Origin of the sequence: Pseudomonas sp. R62, from assembly GCF_000257605.1 — a bacterium.
Lineage (GTDB): Bacteria > Pseudomonadota > Gammaproteobacteria > Pseudomonadales > Pseudomonadaceae > Aquipseudomonas > Aquipseudomonas atacamensis.
The window spans coordinates 3,135,322-3,147,014 of sequence record NZ_JH635998.1; the positions used below are offsets into that span (position 1 = coordinate 3,135,322).

The following is an 11,693-nucleotide window of genomic DNA, read 5'->3' on the forward strand; positions in this document are numbered from 1 at the left end:
CACTGGTCTGTATTGGCTGGATCTGGACGATGAAGCCGCAGCCCTGGCCTGGGCCGAGCGGGAAAGCCGCCCGCTGCGGGCTGTGGATATCTCGGCGGCGCATGACGCGGTGCCGGTGCTCGGCAGCGGTTTCAGCCGGGCGATCTACATGGCCGATGTCGCCAACGTGCGCAATCCACGGCTGGTCAAATCGCTGAAAGCCGCGCTGCTGGCGCTGCCGAATGTGACGATTCATGAGCAATGCGAGGTCAGTGGCTTCGTCCGCGAGGGCGAGCGCGTGGTCGGCGTGCAGACTCCGACGGGCGTGATCAACGGCGATCAGATTGTGCTGACAGCGGGAGCGTGGAGCGGTGATCTGCTCAAGACGCTGAACCTGACGCTGCCGGTCGAACCGGTCAAAGGCCAGATGATTCTCTACAAGTGCGCGGCTGATTTCCTGCCAAGCATGGTGCTGGCCAAGGGGCGTTATGCGATCCCGCGTCGCGACGGTCACATTCTGATTGGCAGCACGCTGGAGCACGAAGGCTACGACAAGACCCCGACCGACATAGCGCTGCAAAGCCTCAAGGCCTCGGCGATCGAATTGTTGCCGGCATTGGCGGATGCTGAAGTGGTCGGGCACTGGGCCGGGCTGCGGCCGGGGTCGCCGGAAGGGGTTCCCTTTATTGGCCGGGTGCCGGGATTCGAAGGGTTGTGGCTGAACTGCGGACATTACCGCAACGGGCTGGTGCTGGCGCCGGCGTCGTGTCAGTTGTTTGCTGACGTGATGCTGGGGCGGGCGCCGATTATTGATCCGGCGCCGTATGCGCCTGAGGGCCGTATTTAGTCAGAGGCTGGTAGACCGCCTTCGCGAGCAGGCTCGCTCCCACAGGAATACTCATTCCAAATGTGGGAGCGAGCCTGCTCGCGAAGGGGCCTTTAATCCAGGCCCAACTTCTTCAGCCGATAGCGCATCGACCTGAACGACAGACTCAACCGCTGCGCCGCCGCCGTGCGGTTCCAGCGGGTTTCCTCCAGCGCCTGCAAAATCAGCTTCCTCTCGACGCTCTCCAGATAATCCTCAAGATTGTCGATCTGCGTCAGATCGGCCATCGCCCCGTCCGCCGTGCAATTGCCTTCGCTCAAACGCAGATCCTGCGCTTCGATCGTGCGGTTTTCACACAGGGTGTGCGCACGTTCGAGGACGTTCTCCAGTTCGCGCACATTGCCGGGAAAGCGATAGTTCTTCAGCGCCTCCAGCGCTTGCGGGTGCAGGCGCGCTTCGGGTTGTCCGGTGTCTTTGGCCAGGCGCTTGAGCACGTGCATGGCAAGCGCCTCAATGTCGTCACGGCGTTCGCGCAGGGACGGTACGCGCAGTTCGATGACGTTGAGCCGGTAATACAGATCCTGGCGGAAACGCTCGGCTGAAACTTCGGCTTCAAGGTCTTTGTGCGTTGCGCAAAGGATGCGTACGTCGACCACCGTTTCCTGCTGGCCGCCGACGCTGCGCACGGCTTTTTCCTGAATCGCCCGCAGCAGCTTCACCTGCATCGACAGTGGCAGGTCGGCGACTTCATCGAGAAACAGAGTGCCGCCATGGGCCGCTTGAAAAAGCCCCGGCTTGTCTTCGACGGCTCCAGTGAAACTGCCTTTGCGGTGGCCGAAAAATTCGCTTTCCATCAGCTCTGACGGAATTGCCCCGCAGTTCACCGGCACAAACGGCTGGCTGGCGCGCGGACCTTGTTCGTGGATCAGACGCGCGACCAGTTCTTTGCCGCTGCCGGATTCGCCGCTGATGTAAACCGGCGCCTGACTGCGTGCGAGCTTGTCGATCTGCTTGCGCAGATTGGCCATCGGCGGCGAGTCGCCCAGCAAGCGTCGCTCGATTGCCGTGCTCAAGCCGCCCGCTGTCGGCAGGCGCAGCGCCGAGCTGACCAGTTCGCGCAGGCGCGGCAGTTCCACCGGTTTGGTGAGGAAGTCGAACGCCCCGGCCTTCAGCGCATTGATCGCAGTTTCCAGGCTTCCGTACGCCGTGATCATCGCTACCGGCAGGTGTGGATCGCGTTGCTGAATGTGTTGCACCAGCTCCAGCCCAGTGCCGTCGGGCAGGCGCATGTCGGTCAGGCACAGGTCAAAGTGCTCGCGCTGCAACAGCGCCTGAGCTTCGCCCAGATTGCGGGCGCTGAAGGTCTCGAGTTTCATCCGTCCCAGGGTGATTTCCAGGAGCTCGCGGATATCCGGTTCGTCGTCGACGATTAGAATTTTTTGCCGTGGGCTTGTATTCAACTTTGTTTCCGTCCGTGAGCAAAAGTGATGCAAAAGCAGCCGCCGCCTTGGCGTGATTTGAAGTCTAGGCGTGCCTGGTTGCTTTCGCACAGCTCACGGGACAGATAAAGGCCAAGACCGGTGCCCTGGCTGCTGGTAGTGAAGAACGGCTCAAACAGATGCGCCTGTTCATCGGCCGACACGCCGGGGCCGTTGTCCTGCACTTCGAGCACCGCCAACTGGCTGTCCGGGTCGACGAACAGTGCCAGCCAGACGTCGGCCTGCTCGTGCAGTTGCGCACTGTGACGCCAGGCGTTGCGTATCAGATTGTCGAGAATCTGCCGCAACTGGTTGGGATCCATCAGCGTGGTGAAATCGCCGGAATTGATCCGCAGATGAATGTGCTGGCGCTCATTGGCCTGCTCGCGGATTTCGCCGACGAAGTCTTCCAGCCACGGCTTTAGGTCCAGCCGTTGCGGCGCGCTTTGCTGGCGGCGGGACAGTTGCAGGACGTTTTCGATGACTCGGTTCATGCGCTGGGAGTGGTCTTGAATAATCTGCGTCAGACGCCGATCTGCGCTATCGAGTTCCTCGGACTCGGCCAACAGCTGCGCGGCATGACTGATCGCGCCCAGCGGATTGCGAATTTCATGGGAGATGCCGGCGGTCAAACGCCCGAGCGCAGCGAGCTTGAGTTGCTGCGCCTGTTGGGTGATTTGCGCCAGGTCTTCGAGAAACACCAGCGTCTGCTGGTTCGGGCTCTGCTCAAGGGCGATGAAACTGGGCTGCAGCTCAAGGCCATTGCCGGGGATTTTCAGGCTCTGCGGGCGCAAGGTCGGGTTGTTGCGCCACAGTTGCAGACGCTCGACCAGTGCTGGCGAATATTCGTCGATCATATGACCTTGCAGGTGACTGTGGCCGAGCAGACTCTGCGCGCTGTGATTGGCCAGTTGCACCCGACGTTGCTCGTCGAGCACCAGAATCCCCGTGCGCATGCGTTGCAGGATCAACGCGTTCAGCGCCTCCAGGCTGACCACTTCGCTGGCGCGCTGTTCGGCCAGGGTCTCGCTGACTTCGAGGCGGCGGATCAACCCTTGCACCAGCAGCGAGGCGGCAAAGCACAGCGCACCGAGGGTGCCGGCTTGCAAGTAGGCGTTGGCGCTCAAGGGGCGGCTGAGCCCCAGCAGAAAGCTCAGGCCGACAATGCCGATCGCCGCAATGGCGGCAATCAGCAGGCCGATGCGTCGGCGTAGCAGGGTGTTGCTGATTGCCACCGAGACCACCAGCAAATTGCCCAGCGCACTGGCCACGCCGCCCGCCGCGTAGAACAGGCCGCACAACAGCAGCACATCGACAAGCGCCAGGGTGAACAACTGCGCCGGGCGCCGGGTGTTTTCAAGGAACACCACCAGCAGCATGTTGATGATCAGGTACAGCCAGCTGCCGCCGCGCAGCAGATCGTCGTTGGCCGACGTCAGCAGGCGGTTGTCCATGTTGCTGGAGATCAGCAGCACCAGAGTGATGCCGACACTTAAACGGTACAGGTGATAAAGGCGCAGCAGACGCTGCGCCTGTTTCTGGTCGGCGTTGGCGGCCTCAGCGACCACTGGCGCCCGGGCCTTGCTCGAGATGAGCCTGGCTGCAATACCAAAGTTGCTGGTTGCCCAGCGCGCGGTCGCGCGGCAGGTGCACGCCGCAGTGGGCGCAGCGCACCATCGGCGGCGCGTCCTGTTCGCGCGGCGATCGGGTGGACGAGGCGGGGGCCTTGAATTTGCGCCAGAGCCAGATGGCGGCGAAGATCAGGGCAATCCAGAACAATAAACGAAGCATGATGAGCGGCTTTTCGACTGATGATCCGGCAGTTTAGCCAAGGACCCGATCAGCGCACAGCCTATTAAAGCGCGGCAATAAAAAAGGGAGATCTGCAGATCTCCCTTTTTCGTACAGCCGGTGTGATCAGTCGAACACGCCGAAGGTCATGTAGCTGAACCACGAGCGATCGGTGTCGCTGGATTCCGGCTCTGGCTCTTCGATCACGTCGCCGTTTTCGTCTTTAGGCTTGAGCTCGTTCGGAATCGCATCTTTCGCGTCCTGGAACTGCTTCTGCACGTCCTGGTTGGCGCGGGTTTCGCCCGGCGGCAGCGGTGGACGCGATTCGATCAGGCCCAAAGTTGCCTTGCTCAGGAACGAACGGTTGTCGGCCTCGGCTACGCGTGGCACGAACTGGCCATCTTGCAGGCTCGGGTGATCCGGGTAGTTGAGCTTCAGGGTTTCCAGGCTGGTGGCGGCCAGATCGTCGAGGTGCAGACGCTGGTAGGCTTCGGTCATCACCGCCAGGCCGTCGCCGACCGATGGGGTTTCCTGGAAGTTTTCCACGACATACTTGCCACGGTTGGCAGCGGCTACGTAAGCCTGACGGGTCAGGTAGTAGTCAGCAACGTGGATTTCGTAGGCCGCCAGCAGGTTGCGCAGATAGATCATGCGCTGCTTGGCGTCCGGCGCGTAGCGGCTGTTCGGGTAGCGGCTGGTCAGCTGCGCGAACTCGTTGTACGAGTCACGGGCGGCGCCCGGGTCGCGCTTGGTCATGTCCAGCGGCAGGAAGCGCGCCAGCAGGCCGACGTCCTGGTCGAACGAGGTCAGACCCTTGAGGTAGTACGCGTAATCCACGTTCGGATGCTGCGGATGCAAACGAATGAAACGCTCGGCGGCAGACTTTGCAGCTTCCGGCTCGGCGTTCTTGTAGTTGGCGTAGATCAACTCCAGCTGAGCCTGATCGGCGTAGCGACCGAACGGATAACGCGACTCCAGAGCCTTCAGCTTGGCTGTGGCGCTGGTGTAGCTGTTGTTGTCCAGATCAGTCTGAGCCTGCTGATACAGCTCGGCTTCGCTGAGGTTTTCGTCTACGACTTCCTTCGATGAGCAAGCAGCGGTCAATGCGAGGATGGCGATCAGCAGCAGGTGTTTCACTTGCATGGCGGCTTGCGTCCCTATGACGGCCGCTGTCTTGGGCGGGGCCGTCCTGTTATGATGAGCGCCCCGTTGAAAAGCCTCGGGGCAAAAGACGCCGTATTTAACCACAAGCGCGCAGCCGAAACCAAAGGCTGTGCCGACGCCCAGTCCGAGCATGTCCGATAAAATTGAACTTCGCGCAGAGGTGCCGTCCGAATTGGGCGGCCAACGCCTCGATCAAGTCGCCGCCCAACTCTTCGCTGAGCACTCACGCTCGCGCCTTTCCGCCTGGATCAAAGAAGGTCGCCTGACTGTGGACGGGGCGGTGATCCGCCCGCGCGACATTGTGCATGGCGGTGCCGTCCTTGAGCTGACTGCCGAGCAGGAAGCCCAGGGCGAGTGGATCGCCCAGGACATCGAGCTCGACATCGTCTATGAAGACGACGACATCCTGGTGATCAACAAGCCTGCCGGTCTGGTGGTGCACCCGGCTGCCGGTCATGCCGATGGCACCCTGCTCAACGCTTTGTTGCACCATGTGCCGGACATCATCAATGTCCCGCGCGCCGGCATCGTGCATCGTCTGGACAAGGACACCACCGGTCTGATGGTGGTGGCCAAGACCATTCAGGCGCAGACCAAACTGGTCGCACAATTGCAGAGCCGCAGCGTCAGCCGTATCTACGAGTGCATCGTGATTGGCGTGGTCACCGCCGGTGGCAAGATCAATGCGCCGATCGGTCGTCACGGCCAGCAACGCCAGCGCATGGCAGTGATGGAAGGTGGCAAGCCTGCCGTCAGCCACTACCGCGTGCTCGAGCGTTTCCGTTCGCACACCCACGTTCGGGTGAAGTTGGAAACCGGTCGGACCCACCAGATCCGCGTGCACATGGCGCACATCAACTTCCCGTTGGTCGGCGATCCGGCGTACGGCGGGCGTTTCCGCATTCCGCCTGCGGCCAACCCGACCATGGTGGAATCGCTCAAGCACTTCCCGCGTCAGGCGCTGCACGCGCGTTTCCTTGAACTCGATCACCCGACGAGCGGTGAGCGCATGAGCTGGGAATCGCCGCTGCCGGAAGATTTCGTCTGGCTGCTGACCCTGCTCAAGCAGGATCGCGAGGCCTTCGTCGGATGAACTGGCTGACGCCGGACTGGCCTGCGCCGGACAGCGTCAGGGCCTGTGTCACCACCCGCGAGGGTGGTGTCAGCGAGGCGCCGTTCGACAGCCTGAATCTGGGTGATCACGTCGATGATCGTCCTGAAGCCGTCGCCGAGAACCGTCGGCGTCTGACCGAGCACTTCTCTATACAGCCTGCCTGGTTGCAGCAAGTGCACGGGATCACCGTTGCCCATGCTGATCCGGGCATCGTTGCGACTGCAGATGCCAGCTGGACCGCAACGCCGGGCATTGCCTGCGCAGCGATGACGGCGGACTGCCTGCCGGCGTTGTTCTGCGATCGTGCGGGCACTCGCGTAGCGGCGGCCCATGCCGGTTGGCGTGGTTTGGCGGCGGGGGTGCTTGAAGCGACCCTCGATAGCCTCAATGTTGCGCCTGAAGAGATTCTGGTCTGGCTCGGCCCGGCGATTGGCCCAAAGGCTTTCGAGGTCGGTCCGGAAGTTCGCGAAGTCTTTATCAATCAATTGCCGGAAGCGGCGACAGCCTTCATGCCGAGCCACAATCCCGGCAAGTTCATGGCCGACATCTATCAACTGGCGCGCCTGCGTCTGGCTGAACGCGGTGTTACCGCAGTTTATGGTGGCGGTTTATGCACCGTGACCGATCCGCGCTTCTTCTCCTATCGCCGTGCGTCGCGCACTGGGCGCTTCGCCTCTCTCGTTTGGATCACCCGCTAGACTTGCCTGATCTGCATCAACCCTCCGACGCTTGAATCTTGCAGAATCGACCGCATCTATAGCGGTATCTGGCAGGTTTCTTTATTCAGGATGGTTTCTTAGGTCCGGCCTGCTCAAAAGGAAGGTGACCCATGCGTATTGACCGTTTAACCAGTAAATTACAGTTGGCCCTGTCCGACGCCCAGTCGTTGGCGGTTGGCCACGATCATCCGGCCATCGAGCCGGCGCACTTGATGCAGGCCATGCTTGAACAGCAGGGCGGTTCGATCAAGCCGTTGCTGATGCAAGTAGGCTTCGACGTCAACAGCTTGCGTAAAGAGCTGACCAAAGAGCTCGATCAACTACCGAAAATCCAGAATCCGACCGGCGACGTCAACATGTCGCAGGATCTGGCGCGTCTGCTCAATCAGGCCGACCGTCTGGCTCAGCAGAAGGGCGACCAGTTCATCTCCAGCGAACTGGTGCTGCTCGCCGCGATGGACGAGAACAGCAAGCTCGGCAAGTTGCTGCTCGGCCAAGGCGTGAGCAAAAAAGCCCTGGAAAACGCGATCAACAACCTGCGTGGTGGCGAAGCGGTAAATGACGCCAACCACGAAGAATCGCGTCAGGCCTTGGACAAATACACCGTCGACCTGACCAAGCGCGCCGAAGACGGCAAGCTTGATCCGGTGATCGGCCGTGACGACGAGATCCGTCGCACCATTCAGGTTCTGCAACGCCGCACCAAGAACAACCCGGTGCTGATCGGTGAGCCTGGCGTGGGTAAAACCGCGATCGCCGAAGGGCTGGCGCAGCGCATCATCAACGGCGAAGTGCCGGACGGCCTCAAAGGCAAACGCCTGCTGTCGCTGGACATGGGCGCGTTGATTGCCGGCGCCAAGTATCGCGGCGAGTTCGAGGAGCGCCTGAAAGGCTTGCTCAATGAACTATCGAAGCAGGAAGGGCAGATCATTCTGTTCATCGACGAACTGCACACCATGGTCGGCGCCGGTAAAGGCGAAGGCTCGATGGACGCCGGCAACATGCTCAAGCCTGCGCTGGCTCGCGGCGAGTTGCACTGCGTCGGCGCGACCACGCTCAACGAGTACCGCCAATATATTGAGAAGGATGCGGCGCTCGAGCGGCGTTTCCAGAAAGTCCTGGTGGACGAGCCGAGCGAAGAAGACACCATCGCGATTCTGCGTGGCCTTAAAGAGCGTTACGAGGTTCACCACAAGGTCGCGATCACCGACGGCGCGATCATTGCCGCGGCGAAACTCAGCCATCGCTACATCACGGATCGGCAGTTGCCGGACAAGGCCATCGACTTGATCGATGAGGCCGCCAGCCGTATCCGTATGGAGATCGACTCCAAACCGGAAGTACTCGATCGTCTGGAGCGGCGCCTGATTCAGTTGAAAGTGGAATCCCAGGCGCTGAAGAAAGAAAGCGACGACGCAGCGAAGAAACGCCTGGAAAAACTCCAGGAAGAAATCGAGCGTCACGAACGTGAGTATTCGGATCTGGAAGAAATCTGGAACTCGGAAAAAGCCGAGGTGCAGGGTTCTGCTCAGATCCAGCAGAAGATCGAACAGTCGCGCCAGGAACTGGAAGCCGCACGCCGCAAAGGCGACCTGAATCGCATGGCGGAGTTGCAGTACGGGGTGATCCCCGATCTGGAGCGCAGCCTGCAAATGGTCGACCAGCACGGCAAGAGCGAAAACCAGTTGCTGCGCAGCAAGGTGACTGAAGAAGAGATTGCCGAAGTCGTGTCGAAGTGGACCGGCATCCCGGTGTCGAAGATGCTCGAAGGCGAGCGCGACAAGCTGATGAAGATGGAGAGCCTGTTGCACAAACGGGTCATCGGTCAGGAAGAAGCGGTCGTGGCTGTGGCCAACGCCGTGCGGCGTTCCCGCGCCGGGCTGTCCGACCCGAATCGTCCGAGCGGCTCGTTCATGTTCCTCGGCCCTACCGGTGTCGGTAAAACCGAGCTGTGCAAGGCCTTGGCCGAATTCCTTTTCGATACCGAAGAGGCGATGGTGCGGATCGACATGTCGGAGTTCATGGAGAAACACTCCGTGGCTCGTCTGATTGGTGCGCCACCGGGCTACGTCGGCTATGAAGAGGGCGGTTATCTGACCGAAGCGGTGCGTCGCAAGCCGTACTCGGTGATCCTCATGGACGAAGTCGAGAAGGCGCACCCGGATGTGTTCAACATCCTTCTGCAAGTGCTTGAGGATGGCCGGCTGACCGACAGTCACGGGCGTACGGTGGACTTCCGCAACACGGTGATCGTGATGACGTCCAACCTCGGGTCGATGCAGATCCAGGAACTGGTCGGTGATCGTGAGGCGCAGCGTGCTGCTGTGATGGACGCGCTGACGTCGCACTTCCGTCCGGAGTTCATCAACCGGGTCGACGAGGTGGTGATCTTCGAGCCGTTGGCGCGGGATCAGATCGCCGGGATTACCGAGATCCAGTTGGGTCGCCTGCGCAGCCGTCTGGCCGAGCGCGAGCTGAAGCTGGAGCTGAGCCCGGAAGCGATGGACAAGCTGATCGCCGTCGGTTACGACCCGGTGTATGGCGCGCGTCCTTTGAAACGGGCGATCCAGCGCTGGATCGAAAACCCGCTGGCGCAGTTGATCCTGTCGGGTCATTTCATGCCGGGCGACACCGCCACCGGCAAGGTCGAGAACGACGAAATCGTTTTCGGCTAAGCCTCAGCGGCAATGAAACCGGGAAGGCCTCGCATTGCGAGGCCTTTTTTTCGCCAGGCTGTTGAACTCAAAGGAAAAGGCTTGTAAAGTGCGCCCCGCAGTCAGTCACCGGCAGCGTTTCAACCCACCGGGTTGGAATCTGAAATAAGTTGCAAATCATTAACTTGAAAGCAATTTAGGGGGTTGACAGAGGTGTTCTAGGTTGTAGAATAGCGCGCCTCAGACACACGAACGCAGCGATGCGAACGGGTGGCGAGATGCAACAAAGCTTCACCGTTGTAAATTGAAATATGTAGTTCCGTGATAGCTCAGTCGGTAGAGCAAATGACTGTTAATCATTGGGTCCCAGGTTCGAGTCCTGGTCACGGAGCCAATTTCAAACCGGGGTATAGCGCAGTCCGGTAGCGCGCCTGCTTTGGGAGCAGGATGTCAGGAGTTCGAATCCCCTTACCCCGACCATATTTGGGTCGTTAGCTCAGTTGGTAGAGCAGTTGGCTTTTAACCAATTGGTCGTAGGTTCGAATCCCACACGACCCACCATTTTTGAAACCAGTTTGCGCTGGGATCGAATCTTAAGATCAGAGGCCAAAAGCGCTGATCGAAGAAGGCGATCTTTGAAAGGTCGCCTTTTTTTTACCGGGGTATAGCGCAGTCCGGTAGCGCGCCTGCTTTGGGAGCAGGATGTCAGGAGTTCGAATCCCCTTACCCCGACCATATTGAAAATCCTCGTATCGAAAGATACGGGGATTTTTTTTGCCTGCCGAAAGCTGAATCCCTTCAAGTCGTCATACAACCTGCCGATAGCCCGCTAACACGAGGGGACTGCCAACGCTTCGCCCCTTGATCTGGCCATTACAAGAATAAGGGCGTTCGTCATGTTGCTTCGTCAGTTGAATATTGCTCCCCGGGCTGCCCTGGGATTTGCCCTGATCGCGGTGTTGGTGGCCTTGCTCGGCGTGTTTGCGCTGGGACAGATGTCGAGCATTCGCGACAGTGAGGTAGCGGTGGAGAACCGTTGGTTGCCGAGCATCCGTGGCGGCGACGAGATCCGCGAACTGATGCTGCGCATCCGCACCATCTCCCTGCGCATGGCGCTCGATCAGGATCCGGCCAATATCGCCACCTATCGCGGCCAGATGGACACCCGCGACAAGGAACTGAGCGAGAAGATCGCCGCCTACGACAAACTGGTCGACACTGCCGAAGGTCAGCAGCTGTATGACCAGTTCAAGAAAACCTTCGCCGCCTATCGCACTGGCATTGCCCAGTCATTCACCCTTGCCGAGCAAGGCAAGCGTGACGAGCTGACCAAATTGCTGCTGGTTGACATGAAGACCGTGGTCGACGGCTCCGGCAAACAGCTCAATGATCTCGCCGATCTGTTCGCCCGCCAGGTCGCTGCCGAAAGCGAGAAGTCCGCCGCGCATTATGAAACCTCGCGCACCATCGTTACTCTTTTCATTGCCTTGGCAGCGCTGGCCACGGTGGCGCTGGCGATGTTGCTCACGCGCAGTATCGTGCGCCCGCTGAGCAGCGCCGTGGATGCCGCTGAAAGTGTCGCTAAGGGCGATCTAACCCGACCGATCGAAACCCATGGCAATGACGAAGTCAGCCGCTTGCTCAAGGCCTTGGCGACGATGCAACAGAACCTGCGCGAGACCCTGCAAGGTATCAGCGGCTCAGCTACGCAACTGGCCACCGCCGCGGATGAACTGAGCGCCGTTACCATCGACAGCACCCAGGGCCTGCAAGAGCAGAACAACGAAATCGAACAGGCCGCCACTGCGGTTAACGAGATGACCGCTGCGGTGGAGGAGGTCGCGCGCAACGCGGTGTCGACGTCCGATGCCACGCGCCAGTCCAGTCAATCGGCGCAGTTGGGCCAGGAGCGCGTCAGCGAAACCGCCAGCGCGATCAATGCGCTGGCCAGTGATGTGCAGAACACCG

The 11,693-nt window shown here is 60.4% G+C and carries 9 protein-coding genes and 4 tRNA genes; 9 read left to right on the forward strand and 4 right to left on the reverse strand.

Annotation, left to right across the window (positions count from 1 at the left end; genetic code table 11):
* Positions 1-826 (forward strand): NAD(P)/FAD-dependent oxidoreductase (locus OQK_RS15175; protein ID WP_038860979.1); only part of this gene is annotated, 826 nt, incomplete at its 5' end.
* Between the two features lie 92 nt (positions 827-918).
* Here the strand turns inward: OQK_RS15175 and OQK_RS15180 are convergent.
* From OQK_RS15180 to OQK_RS15195, 4 genes are all read right to left on the reverse strand, one after another.
* Positions 919-2,265, reverse strand: coding sequence for a sigma-54-dependent transcriptional regulator (locus tag OQK_RS15180; protein WP_016773136.1), 1,347 nt, complete (start codon positions 2,263-2,265; stop codon positions 919-921).
* On the reverse strand, positions 2,262-3,851 hold the full coding sequence (locus OQK_RS15185) for a sensor histidine kinase (RefSeq protein ID WP_016773137.1): 1,590 nt from the start codon (positions 3,849-3,851) through the stop codon (positions 2,262-2,264). The genes OQK_RS15180 and OQK_RS15185 overlap by 4 nt, the downstream gene beginning before the upstream one ends.
* Positions 3,841-4,074 (reverse strand): PP0621 family protein, encoded by a 234-nt coding sequence (locus OQK_RS15190; RefSeq protein ID WP_016773138.1) that lies wholly within the window; start codon positions 4,072-4,074, stop codon positions 3,841-3,843. Before OQK_RS15190 ends, OQK_RS15185 begins: the two co-directional genes overlap by 11 nt.
* Before the next feature lie 126 nt (positions 4,075-4,200).
* The gene (locus OQK_RS15195; RefSeq protein ID WP_016773139.1) at positions 4,201-5,217 is read right to left on the reverse strand and encodes an outer membrane protein assembly factor BamD; all 1,017 of its coding nucleotides are present in this window, start codon (positions 5,215-5,217) and stop codon (positions 4,201-4,203) included.
* A gap of 151 nt (positions 5,218-5,368) precedes the next feature.
* Here OQK_RS15195 and rluD point away from each other — a divergent pair, with 151 nt between their 5' ends.
* From rluD to OQK_RS15235, 8 genes are all read left to right on the forward strand, one after another.
* On the forward strand, positions 5,369-6,331 hold the full coding sequence (rluD, locus tag OQK_RS15200; RefSeq protein ID WP_016773140.1) for a 23S rRNA pseudouridine(1911/1915/1917) synthase RluD: 963 nt from the start codon (positions 5,369-5,371) through the stop codon (positions 6,329-6,331).
* Positions 6,328-7,050, forward strand: coding sequence for a peptidoglycan editing factor PgeF (gene pgeF, locus OQK_RS15205; RefSeq protein ID WP_016773141.1), 723 nt, complete (start codon positions 6,328-6,330; stop codon positions 7,048-7,050). The genes rluD and pgeF overlap by 4 nt, the downstream gene beginning before the upstream one ends.
* 131 nt (positions 7,051-7,181) lie before the next feature.
* Complete coding sequence (gene clpB, locus OQK_RS15210) at positions 7,182-9,746, forward strand: ATP-dependent chaperone ClpB (RefSeq protein ID WP_016773142.1); 2,565 nt, start codon at positions 7,182-7,184, stop codon at positions 9,744-9,746.
* 297 nt (positions 9,747-10,043) lie between these two features.
* Positions 10,044-10,119 (forward strand) — tRNA-Asn (locus OQK_RS15215).
* Between the two features lie 9 nt (positions 10,120-10,128).
* Positions 10,129-10,205: transfer RNA gene (locus tag OQK_RS15220), tRNA-Pro, on the forward strand.
* A 5-nt stretch (positions 10,206-10,210) separates the two neighbouring features.
* Positions 10,211-10,286, forward strand: a tRNA-Lys gene (locus OQK_RS15225).
* 97 nt (positions 10,287-10,383) lie between these two features.
* Positions 10,384-10,460, forward strand: a tRNA-Pro gene (locus tag OQK_RS15230).
* Between the two features lie 161 nt (positions 10,461-10,621).
* The coding region (locus OQK_RS15235; RefSeq protein ID WP_016773143.1) for a methyl-accepting chemotaxis protein at positions 10,622-11,693 on the forward strand (1,072 nt) is incomplete at its 3' end.